This window comes from Catenulispora sp. MAP12-49 (assembly GCF_041262705.1).
Lineage (GTDB): Bacteria > Actinomycetota > Actinomycetes > Streptomycetales > Catenulisporaceae > Catenulispora.
Genome location: NZ_JBGCCP010000008.1, coordinates 206,205 through 224,643 on the forward strand (window position 1 = coordinate 206,205; position 18,439 = coordinate 224,643).

At 71.4% G+C, this 18,439-nt stretch carries 20 protein-coding genes; 5 read left to right on the forward strand and 15 right to left on the reverse strand.

Annotated features, from left to right (window positions below; translation table 11 throughout):
- Position 1: 1 nt before the first annotated feature.
- Positions 2–778 (reverse strand): PP2C family protein-serine/threonine phosphatase, encoded by a 777-nt coding sequence (locus ABIA35_RS17730; protein WP_370345023.1) that lies wholly within the window; start codon positions 776–778, stop codon positions 2–4.
- Between the two features lie 227 nt (positions 779–1,005).
- On the opposite strand from ABIA35_RS17730, the gene ABIA35_RS17735 reads away from it, so the two are divergent.
- Positions 1,006–1,884 (forward strand): SURF1 family protein, encoded by an 879-nt coding sequence (locus tag ABIA35_RS17735; RefSeq protein WP_370358597.1) that lies wholly within the window; start codon positions 1,006–1,008, stop codon positions 1,882–1,884.
- Here the strand turns inward: ABIA35_RS17735 and ABIA35_RS17740 are convergent.
- From ABIA35_RS17740 to ABIA35_RS17770, 7 genes are read right to left on the reverse strand one after another with little or no spacing between them, the layout of a single operon-like run.
- Positions 1,850–2,293, reverse strand: coding sequence for a DUF3817 domain-containing protein (locus ABIA35_RS17740; protein WP_370358598.1), 444 nt, complete (start codon positions 2,291–2,293; stop codon positions 1,850–1,852). The two genes, ABIA35_RS17735 and ABIA35_RS17740, sit on opposite strands and share 35 nt — an antisense overlap.
- Complete coding sequence (locus ABIA35_RS17745; RefSeq protein WP_370358599.1) at positions 2,290–2,967, reverse strand: hypothetical protein; 678 nt, start codon at positions 2,965–2,967, stop codon at positions 2,290–2,292. The genes ABIA35_RS17740 and ABIA35_RS17745 overlap by 4 nt, the downstream gene beginning before the upstream one ends.
- Entirely contained in the window at positions 2,964–4,340 is a 1,377-nt protein-coding gene (locus ABIA35_RS17750) for a DUF58 domain-containing protein (RefSeq protein WP_370358600.1), read from the reverse strand. Before ABIA35_RS17750 ends, ABIA35_RS17745 begins: the two co-directional genes overlap by 4 nt.
- Complete coding sequence (locus ABIA35_RS17755) at positions 4,337–5,395, reverse strand: AAA family ATPase (RefSeq protein ID WP_370358601.1); 1,059 nt, start codon at positions 5,393–5,395, stop codon at positions 4,337–4,339. Before ABIA35_RS17755 ends, ABIA35_RS17750 begins: the two co-directional genes overlap by 4 nt.
- Positions 5,396–5,424: 29 nt before the next feature.
- The gene (locus ABIA35_RS17760) at positions 5,425–6,114 is read right to left on the reverse strand and encodes a hypothetical protein (RefSeq protein WP_370358602.1); all 690 of its coding nucleotides are present in this window, start codon (positions 6,112–6,114) and stop codon (positions 5,425–5,427) included.
- The gene (locus ABIA35_RS17765; RefSeq protein WP_370345016.1) at positions 6,114–7,070 is read right to left on the reverse strand and encodes a DUF4129 domain-containing protein; all 957 of its coding nucleotides are present in this window, start codon (positions 7,068–7,070) and stop codon (positions 6,114–6,116) included. Before ABIA35_RS17765 ends, ABIA35_RS17760 begins: the two co-directional genes overlap by 1 nt.
- Positions 7,067–8,122, reverse strand: coding sequence for a hypothetical protein (locus tag ABIA35_RS17770; protein ID WP_370358603.1), 1,056 nt, complete (start codon positions 8,120–8,122; stop codon positions 7,067–7,069). The genes ABIA35_RS17765 and ABIA35_RS17770 overlap by 4 nt, the downstream gene beginning before the upstream one ends.
- A gap of 210 nt (positions 8,123–8,332) precedes the next feature.
- Here ABIA35_RS17770 and ABIA35_RS17775 point away from each other — a divergent pair, with 210 nt between their 5' ends.
- Positions 8,333–8,770 (forward strand): CBS domain-containing protein, encoded by a 438-nt coding sequence (locus ABIA35_RS17775; RefSeq protein WP_370345014.1) that lies wholly within the window; start codon positions 8,333–8,335, stop codon positions 8,768–8,770.
- Positions 8,771–8,844: 74 nt separating this feature from the next.
- On the opposite strand, the gene ABIA35_RS17780 is transcribed toward ABIA35_RS17775, so the two are convergent.
- The 7 genes from ABIA35_RS17780 to ABIA35_RS17810 all read right to left on the reverse strand — a co-directional run bounded on the left by ABIA35_RS17780 (position 8,845) and on the right by ABIA35_RS17810 (position 14,621).
- Positions 8,845–9,753, reverse strand: a complete 909-nt coding sequence (locus ABIA35_RS17780) for an ABC transporter substrate-binding protein (RefSeq protein ID WP_370358604.1) — start codon at positions 9,751–9,753, stop codon at positions 8,845–8,847.
- Between the two features lie 183 nt (positions 9,754–9,936).
- Entirely contained in the window at positions 9,937–10,332 is a 396-nt protein-coding gene (locus tag ABIA35_RS17785) for a rhodanese-like domain-containing protein (RefSeq protein WP_370345012.1), read from the reverse strand.
- Positions 10,329–10,826 (reverse strand): cysteine dioxygenase family protein, encoded by a 498-nt coding sequence (locus ABIA35_RS17790; RefSeq protein WP_370345011.1) that lies wholly within the window; start codon positions 10,824–10,826, stop codon positions 10,329–10,331. Before ABIA35_RS17790 ends, ABIA35_RS17785 begins: the two co-directional genes overlap by 4 nt.
- 316 nt (positions 10,827–11,142) lie before the next feature.
- Positions 11,143–12,066, reverse strand: a complete 924-nt coding sequence (locus tag ABIA35_RS17795; protein ID WP_370358605.1) for an ABC transporter substrate-binding protein — start codon at positions 12,064–12,066, stop codon at positions 11,143–11,145.
- Positions 12,067–12,124: 58 nt separating this feature from the next.
- On the reverse strand, positions 12,125–12,823 hold the full coding sequence (locus tag ABIA35_RS17800) for an ABC transporter permease (RefSeq protein ID WP_370345009.1): 699 nt from the start codon (positions 12,821–12,823) through the stop codon (positions 12,125–12,127).
- Positions 12,799–13,467: an ABC transporter permease gene (locus tag ABIA35_RS17805; protein ID WP_370345008.1), complete on the reverse strand. Its 669-nt coding sequence runs from the start codon at positions 13,465–13,467 to the stop codon at positions 12,799–12,801. Before ABIA35_RS17805 ends, ABIA35_RS17800 begins: the two co-directional genes overlap by 25 nt.
- A complete protein-coding gene (locus ABIA35_RS17810) occupies positions 13,467–14,621 on the reverse strand; it encodes an ABC transporter ATP-binding protein (protein WP_370345007.1) in 1,155 nt (384 codons plus the stop codon). Before ABIA35_RS17810 ends, ABIA35_RS17805 begins: the two co-directional genes overlap by 1 nt.
- 116 nt (positions 14,622–14,737) lie before the next feature.
- On the opposite strand from ABIA35_RS17810, the gene ABIA35_RS17815 reads away from it, so the two are divergent.
- From ABIA35_RS17815 to ABIA35_RS17825, 3 genes are all read left to right on the forward strand, one after another.
- Positions 14,738–15,868: an NAD(P)H-dependent flavin oxidoreductase gene (locus tag ABIA35_RS17815; protein ID WP_370345006.1), complete on the forward strand. Its 1,131-nt coding sequence runs from the start codon at positions 14,738–14,740 to the stop codon at positions 15,866–15,868.
- Positions 15,869–16,236: 368 nt separating this feature from the next.
- Positions 16,237–16,779: a SigE family RNA polymerase sigma factor gene (locus ABIA35_RS17820; protein WP_370345005.1), complete on the forward strand. Its 543-nt coding sequence runs from the start codon at positions 16,237–16,239 to the stop codon at positions 16,777–16,779.
- A 2-nt stretch (positions 16,780–16,781) separates the two neighbouring features.
- Entirely contained in the window at positions 16,782–18,290 is a 1,509-nt protein-coding gene (locus ABIA35_RS17825) for a hypothetical protein (RefSeq protein ID WP_370358606.1), read from the forward strand.
- Positions 18,291–18,439: the final 149 nt, after the last annotated feature.

Consider the following 18,439-nt stretch of genomic DNA (forward strand, 5'->3'; position numbering starts at 1 on the left):
TTCAGCTTATGCGGCTGACCAGCAGGGCCCTGTCGTCCCCGGCGTATGCCTCGCCGGGCAGGCGCATGAGCTGCCGGCAGACCGTCTCCGGCGTCTCGGTGCACACCAGCTGGGCCGCCATCCGCAGCCGCTCCATGCCGTCCTCGATGTCGTCGCCGGGCTTCTCGACCAGGCCGTCGGTGTACAGCACCAGCATGTCCGCCGGGGCCAGCATGAACTGCGCGACCGGCCGGTACTCGGTCTCGCGGACGCCCAGCGGCAGGCCCTTGGCCTGGTCCAGCCACTGCGTGCTGGCGGTGCCCTCGCGCTCGCCCACCAGCAGCGGGGGCGGGTGGCCGGCGCCGCTGTAGCGGACGCGGCCGGTGGCGCGGTCCAGGACCAGCACGCAGGCGGTCGCGGTGGTGTCGTGCGGGAGGTAGGCCGTGACGAAGCGGTCCAGGCGGCGCAGGATCTCCGCCGGGTCGTCGGTGTCCAGGGCGTAGGCGCGCAGGGCGTTGCGGAGCTGGGCCATCACGACCGCCTCGCCGAAGCCGTGCCCGGCCACGTCGCCGATCACCCAGGCGACGGTGCCCGGGACCGGCTCGAAGACGTCGTACCAGTCGCCGCCGACGTTGTGGTGGCGGGCCGCCGGGACGTACTCCGCGGCGGTGACCAGGCCCTTGACCTCCAGGACCGACGGGAGCAGGGAGCGCTGGAGCCGTTCGACGATCCGCGCGTCGTCGTCCTTCGGGGCGCGGGGACGCCCGGGGCCGGGGACCTGCGGCCTCGGTTGCTGCACGTCACCTCCAACGCGGGGATGGGAGCCGGGATGGGAGCCCTGGCGGGTGCGAAGGGCCTGTTCATTGTGTGCGCAGACCTTCATAGTGCGCAGATTTTTACGGGCAGCGCCTCCCGCCGCACTCAGAGTATTCCCTTAGTGACGCACAACGAAGGAGGAGCCACGGTTTTCACGCCGAAAAGCGACCCGATTCTTACCGCGTTCACAGGCGTGGGAAGCTGGGGGCGATGAAGTACCGCTTCCTGTTCCGCCCCGCCTGGCTCGCGGCGATCACGGCCCTGATCGTGCTCACCGTGGCCTTCGTCGGCCTGGGGATGTGGCAGTGGTCGCGCGCCCACCGCACGCACAAGCTGAGCCCGCAGGCCGCGGCCGCGTACGTGACGCCCGCGCCGCTGGCGCAGCTGCTCAAGGACGGGTCCCCGGCCACGGACGACGCCATCGGCCACGCGGTCAGCGTCTCGGGGGTCTTCGACGGCGGCCACCAGCTGCTGGTGCCCGACCGCCGCTTCCCGGACGGCCGCATCGGCTACATCACCATCGCCCCGCTGAAGCTGGCCGACGGCACCGTGGTCGTGGTCAGCCGCGGCTGGAGCGCGCAGAAGGTCACGCCGCCGCCGGTCCCGGCCGGCCGGGTCACCGTCACCGGCTGGCTGTCCGCCGAGGAGCCGGCCGACGGCGCCCCGCCGGACGCCTCCGACGCCGCGGCGAAGGACCCGGCGCACCTGATCGCCTCGGTGGACGTCGCGACGCTGGTGAACACCTGGCCGTACAGCAACCTGGACCAGGCCTACGTCAACCAGACGAGCGTGGCCCCGGTCGCCGACCCGGGGGCGGGGACGCTGACCGCGATCCCGGCGCCGGCCCCGCCGAACAGCTCGTCGTGGTACATCCTCAACGTCGGCTACACATTGCAGTGGTGGATGTTCGGCGTCGTGGGGCTGTGGTGGTTCGTCACCTACGTCCGGCGGCTGGCCAACCCGGTCGAGCCCGAGGACGACGAACTCGAGGACGACGAAGAAGACGAAGCAGAGTCAGAAGAGTCAGAAGCGGAACTGGAAGAGGCCGAAGCGCTCAGTCCGCTTGAGCGGGCTCCGGCGACTCCGTAGCGTTCCCGCCCTGCGCACCGACGGTGACGGCGGTCTTGGTCCGCGTCGCCTTCGAGGCGGCCTTGGCCTTCTTCTTCGCCGCCCGCTCCTGCGCCTCGGCCAGCAGCCGCTGCGTGTCGCGCACCACGATGCGCTCGTAGTAGAACGCCAGGAACGGCACCACGCCGACCAGCAGGATCAGGATGGTGCGGATCGGCTTGTACCGGGCCCGCAGGCACAGGTCGAGCGCCACGATCAGGTACAGCATGTAGCCGTAGCCGTGGATCATCGCGACCGGCTTCTCCAGCGTCTTGTTGTGGGCCCACAGCTGCAGCGGGATGACCACGAAGGTGAGCAGCAGCAGCATGGTGCCGGTGAACAGAGCCATCACGCGGTAGCGCTTGATGGCACCGGAGGTCAGCGTAGTCATTCGGAGGACCTGTCCTGGTTTTGGTGTTCGGTTCTCCGCGAGCCTACTCGCCGTTCCTCGGCGCTCCCGAAGGCGGTCGCCATCGCGGCCCCCAGTGCGGCGGCGCCCGCGACGGCCACCAGGATCGGGCGGTAGGCGTCGTCCGCCGCCGGCAGCGCGACCAGCGCCGTCGCGCCGGCGATGACCGCGACCAGGGCGATCAGGAACGCCGGGGAGGCGATCCGTTTGAGCACCCGCGGCGGGACGGTGAGCGCGTCGGTCAGGACCAGGTAGCCGGCCAGCAGCAGCGCGTCGACGCCGGCGGCCCAGGCCTGCGGCTTCCCGACGGCGACCAGGATCACGAAGGCGCCGACCAGCAGGGTGTTGCGATGGGCCAGCGCCATGTGGTGCATCCGCATCGAGGCCAGCACCGGGCGGCCGGTGTAGGGCTGGGCGAGGGCGGCGAAGATCACAGTGGCGAAGAGCAGCACGACGACCTGGTCGGTCTGCGGCGGCCAGGACCACATCGGCAGGCGGACGCCCATCACGGCCATCGCCACGCCGTAGCCGGCCCAGAATCCGCGGGTGGCCAGGAGACCGCCGCCGCCGTTTTCCGCGGCGGGGAGGGCCGAGGTGGTGCCCGAAGCCGAAGCCGAAGCCGTGGCAGACCTCGGGCCCGCGTTCTGTCCGCTCATCGGACCCTCCCGGCCAGCGGCGCCTGTTGCAGCGGAGCCAGCGCCAGATCCAGCGGCTCCAGACCGTCCCAGGACACCACCGGCACCCCCAGCTCGCCCAGCACGAACCGCACCGCCTGCCGGTCCAGCCGCCACAGCCGGAGCGCCAGCGCGTCCAGGTGGTCCGGCCTGGCGCCGGCGCTGCTTGTCGGGGCCGGCTCGTGGGCCAGCACGTCGATGACCACCAGCGGGTGGCCGCGATCGGCGAGCTCGCTGATCGCCTCGACCACGCCGGGGTCCAGCAGGGGGCTGAAGATGTAGACCAGGGCGCCGCGCGGCAGCACGCGGGTGGGCAGGCGGCTCAGGCCGCCGGTCTCGTAGGTGAAGTCCTTGCGCAGGTCCATGACCGTCTGCGCGATGCGGTACAGGTGCGCGGTGCCGGAGCCCGGCGTCAGCCACTGCACCCGGCCGGACAGGGTGACCAGGCCGATCCGGTCGTGCGCGGTCAGGTAGGCCTGGGCCAGGCCGGCGGCGCCGCGCACCGCGGTGTCCAGGGTGGAGCGCGGGCGCGGGTTGTCCAGGGCCGGCGGCTGCGGCAGGTCGGACAGCGCGTCCACGACCACCACCGCCTCCGCGGCGCGTTCGGCCTCGAAGGTGTTGACCTGCAGCTCGCGGCGCCGGGTGGTGGCCGGCCAGTTGATCCGGCGCTGGCGGTCGCCGAACACGTACGGCCGCACCTGGATGAACTCCACGCCCTCGCCCGGCGTGCGCGCCGAGTGCTCGCCGAAGCGGTCCGGGAAGCGCACCGGGGCCAGCGTGGTGTCGTCCGGGGCCGGCACCGGGAACGCCTCGACCTCGCCGAGGTCGGCGTGCAGCGAGGTGAGGCGCAGGCCGGCGGTGTCGTACACGTCGATCGCGACCGCGCCGAGCGACCAGCGGCCCCAGCGCGGGATCAGCAGCTTCACGGTGATCACGCCGCGGGCCAGGTCCAGCGACTCCAGCCGCACCCCCGAGGGCGTCGGGGCGCCGCCGAAGTCGTGGTCGTCGCGGGAGCGCGGCGGCAGATACTCCTGCCGGGTCCAGCCCGCGGCGCCGTCGGCGCCCAGCCGGATGGTCGCGGTCAGGACGTCGCCCTCGAACAAGCGGCGTTCGGGGACCTCGACCTCGGCGCGCACCCGCTTGGGATGCGAGGCGGGGTGCGCGGTGAGCATCAGCAGCGGCACCGCCGCCACCGGCACGCACCACCACGCGCCGAACGCGACCGCCGGGACCAGCGCGCAGATCGCGGCGGTCAGGAGCCTGACGGCGCGCTGGGAGGGACGCCAGACGGTCGGGGCGGGGGCCGGGGTGGTTTTTGGGCGGGTCGCCGAACCCGGCGTCGGCTCGCCGCTCATCGGGTGGCGCCGGCCGGCTTTTGCGCCGGATTCTGCCCCGGCTGCTGCGCCGGAGCCTGAACCGGGCCCGCTCCGGTGGCGTTCTGCTGGCGCGGGAGCGTCCGCGGCGTCGGCGTCGCGGCCAGCAGCGAGGCCACCACCTCGTCCGCCGAGACCCGGCGCACCCACAGTTCCGGGCGCAGGGTGATCCGGTGCGCCAGGGCCGGGACGGCGACGGCCTTCACGTCCTCGGGGATCACGTAGTCGCGTCCTGACAGGACCGCGCGGGCCCGGGCCAGCTGGACCAGCGCCAGGCCGCCGCGCGGGCTGGCGCCGACCTGGACCTGCGTGGCCGCGCGGGTGGCGTTCACCAGGGCCACCACGTAGTCCACGACGTCGGCGGCGACCTCGACCGTCTCCAGGGCGGCGCGCATCGCCAGCAGTTCGGGGGCGTCGACGATTCGTTGCAGGTCCACGCGCTCGGCCTTGCGGTCCAGCCGGCGCAGCAGCATCGCGGCCTCGTCGGCCGGCGGCAGGTAGCCCATCCGGACCCGCAGCAGGAAGCGGTCGAGCTGGGCCTCGGGCAGCGCGTAGGTGCCCTCGTACTCGATCGGGTTGTCGGTGGCCAGGACCACGAAGGCCGGGTCCAGCTGGTGGGACTTGCCGTCCACCGACACCTGGCCCTCGCCCATCGCCTCCAGCAGCGCGGCCTGGGTCTTGGGCGGCGTGCGGTTGATCTCGTCGGCCAGCAGCAGCTGGGTGAACACCGGGCCCGGCCGGAACACCATGTCGCCGCCGCGCTGGTCGTAGAACGGCGCGCCGGTGACGTCGGAGGGCAGCAGGTCCGGGGTGAACTGGATGCGGGTGAAGTCCAGGCCCAGCGCGGTGGCGAAGGACCGGGCCATCAGGGTCTTGCCGAGCCCGGGCAGGTCCTCGATCAGCACGTGGCCGCCGGCCAGCACGCCGAGCAGGACCAGTTCCAGGGCCGCGCGCTTGCCGACGACGGCCTTCTCCACCTCGTCCAGCACGGCGAGCGCCTTGCGGCAGGTCTGCTCGGGGGTCAGCTGGTCCGACATCGGTTCTCCTCTGGTCTGTTCACATCCGCTCACATCCGCTCCAGCCGTTCGATCAGCTCGGCGACCGCCCGGATCGGGATCTCGGGCGGCGGCGTGCCGGGCCGGTCGGTGCCGGCGGCTGTGCTGGTGCCCGCGCTGGTGCCTGCGCTGGTACCCGGGCCGGTGCCGGCGGCCCGGGCCGCCGCCGGGTCCACCAGCGGCCACAGGTCGGTCCCGATCAACCGCGCCGCGGCCTGCGGATCCCGGTACAGGTTCACGCCGTGCCGCTCGGCCACCCGCGCCGCGGCCAGCCGGGTCAGCTCCCGCCGCAGCCCGCGTTCGTAGCCGCCGCGCTCGCGCGTGGTGCGCAGCATGGAGGCGTACCAGGCCACGCCGATGTAGTGGCGTTCCAGTACGCGCTCGCGCACGTCGCCGTCCATCCCGAGGGTCCGGCCGGACACGCTGTACCAGGCCGCGAGCGCGACGGCCGCCACGCAGGCGCCCAGCGCCAGGCCCAGCCACCGGGTGCCCAGGACCAGCCAGGACGACAGCCCCACGACGGCGGTCATCGCCGCCAGCGCCCCGACGATAGCGAGCCACTTGCGGCGCTCGGCGGCGGACGGGCCCGGCTGGTCGCCGTCCTGCTCGTCCCGGCGCCGGTTCGCCAGCGCGCGGCGGTGGCGTTCCTGGGAGCGCTCCATGGCCGCCTGATGGTTCTCCATGTTGTTCAGGCCGCCCATCAAGGCCTCCCGCCGGCCGGTGCCGGGGAGGCGGCGGCGCCGGCCGCCCGCTGCGCGGACTCGGCGGCCAATGCCGCCGCACGCCCTTCGATGTGCACGGAGATGACGCGCAACGCCTCGCGCGCCGCGTCCCGCTTCTCCTCGGCGATGCGGTGCCGGGAGAAGCGCGCCTCGCGGAACAGTTCGGTGAGCTTGCGCGCCGGCTCCTCCGGGATGAGGTTCGCCACGGTGACCCGGCGCAGGAACTCCTCGGGGGTGTCCGTGGCCCGCCGTCCGCCGCCGCCCGCGCTCACCGCCAGCTCCATCGCCGAGTAGCAGGCGATGACGGCCTCGCGGGCGTCGCCCTCGTACTCCAGCGCTTCAGCTCCGGCCGCGACGGCCTCGGCGAGCTGCTCGAGCTCCGGGGCCAGCGGGTCGAAGTCGAGGAGCTCCAGCGCCTGCCGGGTGAACCAGCGGCGGGACAGCAGCCGGATGAGGAGGTACACCAGGAGCGCGAACACCGCGGCCAGGACCAGGAACAACAGGCTCAGCCCGATCGCGCGGGCGAAGCCGTCCTTGCCGGACTGGACGTGCATGTTCTGGCTCGGCATCGACGGGAAGCGGGGTGAGGCCGTTCCGGGCGGGGCCGGTTTCTGCACCGGGGGCGGCTCGGGCTTGCGGCCGAAGAACAGCAGCCCGATCGGTGTCAGCACGGCGGCGACGGTGAGCAGCACGGCGGTCGCCGTGCCGGCGCGGTGCAGCAGGCCGTAGCCGTCGTCGCGGTGCTTGGCGAAGTTCGTGGCGATCACCGCCAGCACGATCACCGCGGCCAGCGCCGCGATCACCCGGCCGCCGTCCCACACCCCGGTGGCCAGGCCGGCGTTCAGCCCGTCTTTGCGCCGGCCGGCCACGGCCATCGCGGCGATGGCCAGGACGACCACCGCGGCGGGCAGCCAGCGCTTGGGATTGCCGGTCATGCCGTTCCGGTGCTCTGCTCGGCGGCGCGCTTGGCGCGGATCTTCGCGGCCTGTCGGGCCAGCGCGTGCTCCAGGCCGCGGTCGATGTGCCCGCCGACCTTGCGGACCTCCTCGATCTCGACGGTCGCGACCTCGTAGACCTCCGAGGGGATGGTCCGCAGGTTCGCGGGCAGGGCCTTGACGGCCTGCCACAGCGAGATGTCGTCCATGTCCTGGGCCAGCTCGGTGTGCTTCTGCATCAGGACGACGAGGTGGCGGCGGCGCAGGTGGGCCAGGCTGTCGGCGGTCTTCAGGGCGAGCGCCCAGATCAGCAGGTTGAGCACCGGGACCGCGATCAGCCAGGTCGCGTAGTGGATGTTGTCCGCGGTCAGCCAGCCCGGCCGGTGGTGCATCCGCGCCGCGGAGTGCTTGACCTGCTGCTCCATCCAGGCCGGGAAGCCCATCACGGTCGCGGTGCCCAGCGAGGTCAGCGCGAACGGGATGCCTATGTACGCGCCCCAGCGCGGCCACGTGGTGGTGGCCTGGAGCCGGTGGCGCAGCCGCATGAACGGGCAGGGGAACAGGACCGAGGCCAGGTTGCCGGCGGCGATCGGGGCCAGCGGCAGCTCGGCGATGATCGGCCAGTTGTGCTTGACCCAGTGGTGGTCCTTGGTCAGCAGGATCACCAGGCCGGCGACGCCGAAGGCGAATCCAGCCTCGAAGATGTACAGGACCTGGTTGCGCACCCGCAGCATCCGCGCGGGGTCGCCGCCGGCGGACAGGACCTTGATGGCCCATTCCGGCTCGGCGGCCAGCTGGTTGGTCAGCGAGGCGTCGGCGGCCGCGGTGAGCACGATGGTGACGATCAGGGTCAGCGGGTCCCGGACCCGGCCGCTGAAGGGGGCCCAGTACAGGAAGGCGCCGGTTGCCAGTCCCAGGCCCATCGAGGCGAGCATCCCGAACAGCCAGTCCGGCCACACCCGCAGCACCCGTATGAGCTCCCGGGGGAGGGTCACCTTGGGGGCCGGCAGCGGTGCGGATCCGGACAGGGCCGTCGTGACGGCCTCGGTCATGGTGTGGCTCCCCCCTGTCGCGCCCCGTGAAGGCTGGTTCATGGCTCGCCAAGGGAGGATAACCCGTTTCGGCCGGCTACGGCGGGTGGCGGGCGGTCTGCCGACGGTAACCCGTCTGGCAGATCACGACAAAGCGGTTCAGCCCGGCCCCGGCCAAGCTGAACGGGACAGTCCCGGCTATTCGGTGCGGCAGCCGCAGCAGGAGGAAGCATGGTCACGGTCCGCGATGTGATGACCGAGGCACCCAAGTCGGTGCTGGAATCGGACAACCTGGTGCACGTGGCCCGGGTGCTGCGCGACGAGGACGTCGGCTGCGTGCCGGTGGTCGACGACACCGGCCGCCTGGTGGGCATGCTCACCGACCGCGACCTGGTGGTCGAGGCCATGGCCTCGAACGACGACCCGACGATCCGGCAGGCCGGGGAGCTGATGCGCGGCGGGATCCACAGCGTCGACGCCGACGCGCCGGTGACCACCGTGGTGGAGACGATGGGCCGCAACCGGGTCCGGCGGCTGCCGGTGGTCGCGGCCGGCAAGCTCGTCGGGGTGATCGGCATCGCGGATTTGGCCAAGAATTTGCCGACCGCGGCGGTCGGCGAGCTGATGGCGCTCATCTCGAAGTCGGGCCACAAGGACAAGCTGCCGTAAGGGCTGCGGGCAGGTGATTCCGGGCCGCGGGCGAGATGCCCGCCCGCGGCCCGGAATCATCGTTCAGCGACGGGTCACTTGTTCAGGCCCACCGACGCCAGCCACGTCTTGGCCACGTCCGCGGGGTCCTTCTTCTCGGTGACGACCTGCTCCAGCAGCGAGGTCAGCGTCGTGGTGTCCAGCTTGGCCGACACGCCGTTCAGCGCGTCCACGCCGGCCTGGGACAGCTTGGTCTTGTCGACCAGCGGGATCACGTTCTGCACGCCGAACAGGCCCTTGTCGTCGTTGAGGACGACGAAGCCGTTGGTCTTGATGGCCGGGGTGGTGCTGTAGAGGTCGACGACGTCCGCGTCGCCGTGCTGCAGCGCGGAGACCGTCTGCGGCCCGGAGTTGTCCAGCGGCTTGAAGTCCTTGAAGGTCAGCCCGTAGAGGCTCTGCAGGCCCACCACGCCCTGCTGCCGCGTCTTGAACTCCGGCGCCGAGCCCAGGACCAGGTCCTTGGCGTAGGGGGCGAGGTCGGAGACGTTCTTCAGGCTGTCCTTCGTGGCCAGCGCCTGGGTGACCACCAGCGAGTCGTTGTCCTGGGCGGCGGCGGGCTGCAGGATCTCCAGGTTGCTCGGCAGCTTCGCGGTCACCGCCTGGTCCACGGCGCTCTGCGAGGTCTCGGTCGCGGTCTTGTCCAGGTAGGCCAGCAGCGCGCCGTTGTACTCCGGGACCACGGTTATCGAGTCCGACTTCAACTGCTGGAACAGCACATCGCGCTGCCCGACGTTGGGTTTGCGCTCCACGGAGATGCCCTTGGCCTCCAGTGCCTGCGCGTAGATCTCCATGAGCAGCGCGTTCTCCGGGAACGCCGCCGAGGCCACGACGACCTTGGAGCCGCCCTTGGAGCTCGACGAGCAGGCGCTCAGCGCGCCGGTGGCGGCTAACGCCACCGCCAGAGCCGTGCCGAGGAGTCGTGTCCTGGAACCTGTAGTGCGCATTTGCATGTTAAATCCCCTCCGAACCAATAGACATGTCGAACCTAGCAACCCATGCCGACAACGGCAGGCTTCCCACAAAGCCGTTTCGAGACCTATTCGAGACCGTTTGTGGCTGCGACCGGCCCGGTCCGGATCAAGATGCTGTGGCGGCGCCTCCTGAAGCGCGCCGGCCGGTGGCCTCCATCACGGCAGCGCCGGCCGCCCGCCCGCCTCGGTCGGCAGCCCCGCGGCGGCCCAGGCCCGGAACCCGCCGACCAGGTCGGTGGCATTCGCCAGGCCGAGCAGTTGCAGGTCGCGGGCGGCCAGGCTGGAGGCGTAGCCCTCGTTGCAGAACACGACGACCTGCGACTCGGCGGTGACTCCCGGCAGCCGCCACTCGCTGTCCGGCGAGAGCCGCCACTCCAGGTGGATGCGCTCGACCGGCAGCGCCCCGGGTATCTCGCCCTCGGCCTCCCGGTTGGCGTGCGGCCGGATGTCGATCAGCAGGGCACCCCGGCCGCGCAGCGCGTCGGCCTCCTGGGGACTCACCCGCCGCAGTCCTGAACGGGCCTTCTCCAGGAACGTGTCCACGGAACTCAAACCAGGTCCTCCAGGCTCTGGTACTCCCGGGTGGGGAGCAGCGGGGGCGAATACGCGTGCACGGTCGCGGCGGGCCCGATACCCGTTTGCCGGACGATATGCGCGCGATCGCCGCCGAATCCGAGACCGTCACCGACCTGTAGCCTGCGCACCCCGATGGGCCCGCCGGGATAGCGGTGCTCCTCCTGCACCTCGCCGGTCAGGACGGCGAAGGAGCCGGCGGCGCCGCCGTGGTCGTGGGGCTTGGTGCCCTGGCCCGGCAGCCAGCTCAGCAGCCAGACCTCGACCCCGCGGGTCAGCGCGAGCCGCAGCCACCAGCGCTGCGGTTCGGTGTACTGGAGCAGGGGGCGCAGCCGGTCGGCGTAAGTGCCGGCCAGCGTCGCGGTCAGGTCCCGAAGCTGCGTGGGCGTCCACAGCGGGCGGTCGGGGATGACGAGCTCGTGCAGGAAAGGGTCGGCGACGTCGAGCTCAGGCGTCTGCAAGGCCGAGGACATGGCAACTCCGTGGTCCGGGATGTGGGTCGAGGTCGGGGACGGCCTCGGTACACATGCAGGACGCCACGCGCAGCAGGTCGACCGGGCGGTCGGACCAGGCGAGCAGCGGAGCGGACATGCGGTGATGGTGGCACGCGGGGGTGGGGGAGCGGCGGAGGCGTTCGGGATGTGGACGCGGATGTCTCAGCGGGTGTCGGGGAATGGATGGGCGGAGTCCGGGATGTGGGATGAGCCGCCGAGCACTCCCCGAGCACTCCCCGAGCAGCCGCCGGTCAGGCCGAGATATCAGGCCCGATGCGGCCGAGCCGCCGCCCGCCTACAGCAGCCCGACCCCCTTCAGCCAGGCGTCCGCCACCACATCGATGTCCTTCTTCTGATTCATGACCTGCTCCATCATCGCCGCCAGCGCCTCGGTGCCCAGCTTCGCCGACACCGCGTTCAGCGTCGCCGTCGCGACCGGCGTCATGCTCGCGCGGTAGGCCAGCGGCGTCACGTTCTGCGCGGTGAAGACCTGCTGGGGGTCGGCCAGGACCTTGAAGTTGTGCGAGGTGATGCTCGGGTCGGTGGTGAACAGGGTCGCCACCTGAACCGTGTCGCCGGCCAGGGCCTTGACCGTGATCGGGCCGGAGGTGTCGAGGGAGGCGAAGTCCTTGAAGGTCAGGCCGTACTTGTCCTTCAGGCCCGGCAGGCCCTGGTAGCGCTCCTTGAACTCCGGCGGGCCGCCGATGGTCATCGAGGGTGCGTACGGGGCCAGGTCCGCGATCGAGGACAGGTGGTCCTGTGCGGCCGTCGCCGCCGCGACCACCAGGGCGTTCTTGTCCTCGGCGGGGGAGGAGTCCAGGATCTCCAGTTGCGCGGGCAGCTTCGCGGCCAGGCCGGCGTTGATGTCCTGGGTGGTCGCGGCCCGGGTCTTCGAGTCCAGATACGCCAGCAATGCTCCGTTGTACTCCGGCAGCACGGTCAGCGAGCCCTGGCGGACCTGCTGGTAGAGCACCTCGCGGCTGCCGACGTTGAAGCGTGTGCCGACCTTCACGCCCTTCGCCTTCAGCGCCGAACAGTAGATGTCGGCCAGCAGGACGTTCTCCGGGAAGTCGGCAGAGCCGACCGTCACCTGGCCCTTCTTCGGTCCTGGGACCAGAGGATTGCCGTTGGTACAGGCCGTGGCGGCCAGGGCGGCGGCCGCCACGGTGGTGACAGACAGCAGAATGCGGGGGGTCTTGCTCAGGGGGGTGTTGCTCATGGGGCGTCCTTCGTACGGTCCGTGAAAGCCGGCCCCCCTGCTGCCCCCTGCAATCGCGCTAAGCGGTCTGTTTCTTCTGCCTCAATCCCGGCGAGACCAGCAGTCTGCGCAGCAGCGCGAAGAACAGCAGGTTCAGGATCGCCGCGATCACGATCAGGATCGCGCCCCCGGCCACCATCCCGTAGTCGGTGGTCGCCAGGCCGTCGATGACGAAGCGGCCCAGCCCCCCGAACGAGGAGTACGCCGCGATAGCCGTGTTCGCGATGGCGTTCACCGCCGCGAACTGGAAGCCGGTCAGGATCAGCGGCAGCGCCGCCGGGACCTCGGCGCGCCACAACACCTGCCACGGTCTCAGGCCCATGCCCTTGGCCGCGTCGGTGAGCTGCGGGTCCACGTTCCGGATGCCCTCGTACGTGTTCAGCAGGATCGGCGGGACCGTCAGCGCCACCAGGGGGATCATCACGGCGCGGAACTTCACGCCCATGACCACCACCAACAGCACCACCAGGCCCAGCGTCGGCAGCGCCCGCGCCAGGTTGGCCAGGGAGCTCACCAACGGGCCGCCGCGCTTGGAATGCCCGGTCAGCAGGCCCAGCGGGAAGGCGATGAGGGCCGCGATGAGCACCGCCTCCGCCGAGTACTCGAAGTGCTGCAGCAGACGGGTCGGGATGCCGTCGGACCCGCTCCAGTTCGCGCTCGTGGTCAGCCAGCCCCAGGCCTGGCTCAGGACGTTCACGCCGACCTCCGCTTGTTCCACGGCGTGAGCAGCCGCTGGATGATCACCAGGAGCAGGTCGCAGGCCAGGGCCAGCGCCACGATCACGACGATGCCGGTCACCGCCAGGTCCGAGCGGCTCAGCTGGGCCGCGGCCGTGAACAGGGCGCCGAAGGCCCCCACGCCGATGACCGTGCCGACGCTGACCATGCTGATGTTCCCGACCGTCGCCACCCGCAGCCCGGCCATGATCGGCGGCACCGCCAGCGGCAGGTCCACGCCGAACACCCGGCGCGTGCCGGTGTACCCCATGGCCACGGCCGCGAGCCGGACGTCTTCGGGGATCCCGCGTATGCCCTCGACGATGTTCGGGACCAGGGCGGCCAGGCTGTAGAACGACAGCGGGATGATGACCGTGGTCTGCGTCAGCCCGGTCGAGGGCACCAGCAGCACGAACAACGCGATCGAGGGCAGCGAGTAGATGACGGTCACGAGCGCGACCATCGCCGGGTAGATCTTCGGGAACCGTACGCACAGCAGCGAGATCGGCAGCGCGGCGATGAACCCGAACAGCACCGACAGCAGCGCCATGGTGAGCTGCTGCTGGATCAGTGAACCGTATGTGCCCAGATAACTGGGGATGTGGGGGAACAGGCCCGTGGACCCCACCAGGTGGCCTGTCCTCATCAGACGGTCTCCGGATTGTCGCCGTGGGGTATCTCCGGCGCGCTCTCGCTCTGCGCCGCCCTGATCGCGGGTATCAGTTCCTCCACGGAGGCCACGCCGATCACCCGGCCGTCGGCGCCCACGCCGACCGCCCGGCTGGAGGGGGACAGGATGGCCGAGTCCAGCGCCGCGCGCAGCGAGTCGGTCTCGGCGTGGAAGGTGTGCCCGTAGGAGGTCAGGTCGCCGACCGGCACCCGGCTCAGGTCGCCGTCGGCCGGCACCTGGTCCGCCGGCAGCCAGCCCAGCGGCTGCTGTGCGTCGTCCACGACCAGCAGCCACGGCTGTGCCCCGCGGCGTGCCAGCACCTCGGCCGGCGGCGCGTCCACCGCTACCACGGGCTCGGGGCGCAGCGGGACGCCGGTGGAGGAGAAGAAGGACAGCCGGCGCACGCCGCGGTCCAGGCCCAGGAAGCTCTCGACGAACGCGTTCTTCGGGTGGGCCAGCAGTTCGGCCGGGGTGTCGAACTGCTCGAGCACGCCGCCGGTGTTCAGCACCGCGACCTTGTCGCCGAGCTGGATCGCCTCGTCGATGTCGTGGGTGACGAACAGGATCGTCTTGCTCAGCTCGGACTGCAGGCGCAGCAGTTCGGTCTGCAGGTCCTTGCGCACCACGGGGTCCACGGCGCTGAAGGGCTCGTCCATGAGCAGCACCGGCGGATCGGCGGCCAGCGCCCGGGCGACGCCGACGCGCTGCTGCTGGCCGCCGGAGAGCTGGAAGGGGTAGCGCTTGGCGTGGGACTCCTCGAGCCCGACGGTGGTCAGCAGCTCCATGGCGCGGTCGCGCGCCTTCTCCTTGGACCAGCCCAGCAGCCGCGGCACGGTCATCACGTTGGCCAGGACCGTGCGGTGCGGGAACAGGCCCGCGTTCTGGATCACGTAGCCGATCCCGCGCCGCAGCTCCGGCGCGGACTTCGACCGCACGTCCACCCCGTCGATGAGGATCTCGCCGCTGGTGGGGTCGATCATCCGGTTGACCATCCGCAGCAGGGTCGTCTTGCCCGACCCCGACGGACCCACCAGCACCGTGACGCGGCCGCTGTCAGCGGTCAGGTCCGTCGCGGCGACGGCCACGGTCCCGTCCGGGTACGTCTTTCCGACCTGCACGAAGGAAATCACCCCGCGAGCCTAGCCGGTGGCTCGGTCAAGCGTTGGTCAAGTGCGGGCATGCTCAGGATGCATCAAAATACTAGAACCTGTTGCAGTTTCACGCCGCCGCCCCTACCGTCCCCACCATGCGAACCCCGCTCTCGGCATCCCTGGGTCTGGAATTCCCCTTGTTCGCGTTCAGTCACTGCCGCGACGTCGTCGCGGCGGTCACCCGGGCCGGGGGCCTGGGCGTCCTGGGCGCCGTCTACTTCACCCCCGACGAGCTGGAGACCGAGCTGCGCTGGCTGGACGCGCACACCGACGGCAAGCCGTACGGTGTCGACGTCGTCATGCCGGCCTCGGTCTCCACATCAGTGCACGAGGTCTCGGCCAAGGACTCGGCGCGCACGAGCATGGAGGAGACGCTCAAGGCCTACATCCCCGCCAAGCACCGCGACTTCGTCGAGGGCATCCTCGACAAGTACGAGGTGCCCGACCTGCCCGCCGACGGCGACCACAGCCACCAGCTCCTGGGCTGGACCGACGCCACCGCGCGCCCCCAGGTCGAGGTCGCCCTGGACCACCCGATCGCGCTGCTGGCCAGCGCCCTGGGCCCGCTGCCGGCCGACATCGTGGAACTGGCGCACCGCAACAACGTCCGCACCGCCGGCCTGGCCTCCAGCGCGCACCACGCGCGCAAGCAGGTGGAGTCCGGCGTCGACATCATCGTCGCGCAGGGCACCGAGGCCGGCGGCCACACCGGCGAGATCTCCACCATGGTGCTGATCCCCGAGGTCGTCGACGCGGTCGGCGACACCCCGGTCCTGGCCGCCGGCGGCATCGGCGACGGCCGCCAGGTGGCCGCGGCGATGGCGCTGGGCGCGCAGGGCGCGTGGACCGGCTCGATCTGGCTGACGGTCGCCGAGGCCGACACCGACCCGCGCGTGGTCCCCAAGCTGCTGGCCGCGTCCTCCCGCGACACCGTCCGCTCCCGCGCCCTGACCGGCAAACCGGCGCGGCAGCTGCGCACCGACTGGACCGACGCCTGGGAGGGCACTGATTCCCCCGGCGCGCTGCCGATGCCGTTGCAGTACATGCTGGTCTCCGAGGCGCACCGGCGCATCGCGCGGGCCGGGCGCACCGAGCTCATGGGCATGCCGGTGGGCCAGATCGTCGGGTCGATGACCCAGGTGCGGCCCGTTCGGGAGGTCATCTACCAGCTTGTCGAGGAGTACGCGGCCGCCGTCGAGCGCCTCGGCGCCATCACCGAGGCCTGAGATTCACTGAGGCCCGAGATTCACCGAGGCCTGAGATTCACCGAGGACCGAGATTCACCGAGGACCGAGACGCCCCGGCGTTCGCGACCGCGAACGGTCGTAAGGGGCACGAGCGGAAAATCATCCACATCCGCCGATAACCGTGCGGTCACCGCCTGTCACACCGTACTCTGCGAACTGGCACCGGTGACCTGTACGGGTCCCGGCGCCCCAACCGGTTGCGCCGAGGGCAGACGTGACCGGGACACCGGGGTCTCTTTCCGCGCTCTAGAGGCCCCGGTGTCGGTCGCCCCGTGCGGCGTGACAACCTGAAGCACCCCCACCCTCGTGTAGCTCCTGCACGCAGTGCGATCACGAGGGGTGGCCCCATGAGAAGACCCGACGACGGCGAGTTCAGCGAACTGGTCGCCGCCCGTTCGCCCACGCTGCGGCGCACGGCGTACCTGATGTGCGGGGACTGGCACCAGGCCGAGGACCTGACGCAGATCGCGCTCATCAAGCTGCACGCCGCCTGGGGCCGCGTCCGCCGCCGTGAGGATCTGGACGCCTACCTTCGCAAGACCCTGCTGCGCGCCTGCATCGACGAGAAGCGCCGTGCGCGCTGGCGCTGGGAGCACTCGGCCTCGGACTGGCTGCCCGATCCGCCGGCCGCCGAGGGCCCGGTCGACGAGGCCGCCGCCGACCGCGACCTGCTCGTCGCGGCGCTGCGCGCGCTGCCCGCCGGGCAGCGCGCGGTCCTGGTGCTGCGCTTCTGGGAGGACCAGAGCGTCGAGGAGACAGCCAGGCTGCTGGGCTGCTCGCTCGGCACCGTCAAGAGCCAGACGTCCCGGGGACTGGCGGCGTTGCGCGCGGAACTCGCGAGGCCCGAGTACGCCACCGACCCCGATCTGCTCACGTGGAAGGAAGGATGAGCATGACCGAGGACCTGGAACTGGAATGGGCTCGCGACCTGTTCGACCGCACCCGGGGGGCCGGGGAGCCGGTGTGGACCGCCGATGCGATGGTGCTCGCGCGCTCCGGGGACCGGCGGCGGCGACTGCGCACGGCCGGAGCCGGCGGCGGGCTGGCGGGGGTGGTGGCGGTGACGGCGGCCGTGGCGGTCGGTCTCGGCGCGGGGACCGCCGATCTCGGGTCGCAGCCCGGGCCGGGCGGTGGGTGGGGGAACAGGCCGCTGGCGGAAGTCTTCAAGCACACCGATTATCTCGGTCCTGTCGACAAGTCCTTGCAGGCCTATGCGCCGGAGCCGGCGGTGGCCGACTTGGCGGTGGTGATGGGGCGCCTGGACCCGTCGTTGTCGCACATCGTCGGGAAGTCGGACGACGTGCGCGTCGTCTCCGTCGGTGATGCCGAGGTCAAGCAGGCCACCGCGATCGGCATGAGCTCGGTCTGGATCACCGACGCCCCACGGCCGGCAGGCCAGCTGAGCTTCCAGTTCGCCTCCCCCGGCGGATCCGTCCCCAGCGTGGCGACCGGTGTGCTCGGCACCGATCAGCTCACCGGACTGTGCGCGCTCGCCGTCGGTCACGATCAGGGGCTGGCCGGGGCCGGGATCACGCCGTCGGTGTCGGTCAAGTGGTCGGCGTGCGCCCAGACGCACCTCGCGGACGGCTCGACGATCGGCACCGCCTCGGTGCGGATCGGTGAGGGGACCGCGATGGTCGCGGTGCGCCAGTTCTTCGACGGCGAAGTCTTCTCCGTCATCGCGACGGACTTCTGGACCTCGGGGCGGCAGGGTTCGGTGCCGGACCCGACGACCGTGGTCCACCCGACACCCTGGAGCGAGCAGTCCCTCGCCGCGGCGCTGGCCGATCCGGCGGTCGCGCCCGGCTGGCACCCGATCCCGCCGCCGGACTCCGACGGGAGGCTCCTGCAGCCTGCCGACTTGGGAAAAGGGTGGGCTTTCGACACCTCAGGGGGCGTAGGCGGAAGCCCCCTGCAGTACCAGATCGCCAACGGCTGTGTTCCGACTCGGACTGTCCCCGTGGCCAAGGCCGGATCGGAGGCACGCTATTGGGGCCAGTTGCCCGACGGCATCTCGGGCACGGTGTATGAAGGCGAATTCCCTTTTCGTGCCGGCACCGGTGCGCAGACGATGGCGCAGGTCCGGTCGGCGGCGCAGAACGGGTGCAAGGGCAAGAACGGGCCGGTCGACTACAGCGGTGACAAGGTCGTCCCGTTGCCGGCGGGCATCGGCGACGAAGCCTTCGAAGCGGACGTCCCGGGCCTGGGGATGGTCAGCGTCGTGGTCCGGATCGGCGACACGATCCTGCGCGCCGATGTGACCAACGCCGCCTATGCCCAGGACGCGATCTGGACCGAGGACAAGCCGCTCGACCTGAGTTCGGCGGCCGATCAGCAGTGGCTCGTGAATTTCGCCCGCGCCATGGTCTCGCGCTACCACGCGGGTATGACAGGTCACTGACGGTTCCCGCCACGGCTCGTCGGCGCCGCGCATCGCTCGCCGGCGAGCCGTCGGCAAGCGTTCCCGGGCGAACGAGAACTCGTTCTAGTTCTGCCCCGCGAAACCCTTGCAGCCTCTCAGGGGCCGTGTTGTACTCCACTACTGACGAT

Coding starts and splice junctions, on each gene's coding strand:
- ABIA35_RS17775 (WP_370345014.1), top strand. CDS start 8,333: ATGGTCACGGTCCGCGATGTGATGACCGAGGCACCCAAGTCGGTGCTG.
- ABIA35_RS17825 (WP_370358606.1), top strand. CDS start 16,782: ATGACCGAGGACCTGGAACTGGAATGGGCTCGCGACCTGTTCGACCGC.
- ABIA35_RS17755 (WP_370358601.1), bottom strand. CDS start 5,395: ATGTCGGACCAGCTGACCCCCGAGCAGACCTGCCGCAAGGCGCTCGCC.
- ABIA35_RS17790 (WP_370345011.1), bottom strand. CDS start 10,826: ATGTCCTCGGCCTTGCAGACGCCTGAGCTCGACGTCGCCGACCCTTTC.
- ABIA35_RS17735 (WP_370358597.1), top strand. CDS start 1,006: ATGAAGTACCGCTTCCTGTTCCGCCCCGCCTGGCTCGCGGCGATCACG.
- ABIA35_RS17750 (WP_370358600.1), bottom strand. CDS start 4,340: ATGAGCGGCGAGCCGACGCCGGGTTCGGCGACCCGCCCAAAAACCACC.
- ABIA35_RS17805 (WP_370345008.1), bottom strand. CDS start 13,467: ATGAGGACAGGCCACCTGGTGGGGTCCACGGGCCTGTTCCCCCACATC.
- ABIA35_RS17820 (WP_370345005.1), top strand. CDS start 16,237: ATGAGAAGACCCGACGACGGCGAGTTCAGCGAACTGGTCGCCGCCCGT.
- ABIA35_RS17795 (WP_370358605.1), bottom strand. CDS start 12,066: ATGAGCAACACCCCCCTGAGCAAGACCCCCCGCATTCTGCTGTCTGTC.
- ABIA35_RS17770 (WP_370358603.1), bottom strand. CDS start 8,122: ATGACCGAGGCCGTCACGACGGCCCTGTCCGGATCCGCACCGCTGCCG.
- ABIA35_RS17740 (WP_370358598.1), bottom strand. CDS start 2,293: ATGACTACGCTGACCTCCGGTGCCATCAAGCGCTACCGCGTGATGGCT.
- ABIA35_RS17815 (WP_370345006.1), top strand. CDS start 14,738: ATGCGAACCCCGCTCTCGGCATCCCTGGGTCTGGAATTCCCCTTGTTC.
- ABIA35_RS17745 (WP_370358599.1), bottom strand. CDS start 2,967: ATGAGCGGACAGAACGCGGGCCCGAGGTCTGCCACGGCTTCGGCTTCG.
- ABIA35_RS17760 (WP_370358602.1), bottom strand. CDS start 6,114: ATGGGCGGCCTGAACAACATGGAGAACCATCAGGCGGCCATGGAGCGC.
- ABIA35_RS17765 (WP_370345016.1), bottom strand. CDS start 7,070: ATGACCGGCAATCCCAAGCGCTGGCTGCCCGCCGCGGTGGTCGTCCTG.
- ABIA35_RS17780 (WP_370358604.1), bottom strand. CDS start 9,753: ATGCGCACTACAGGTTCCAGGACACGACTCCTCGGCACGGCTCTGGCG.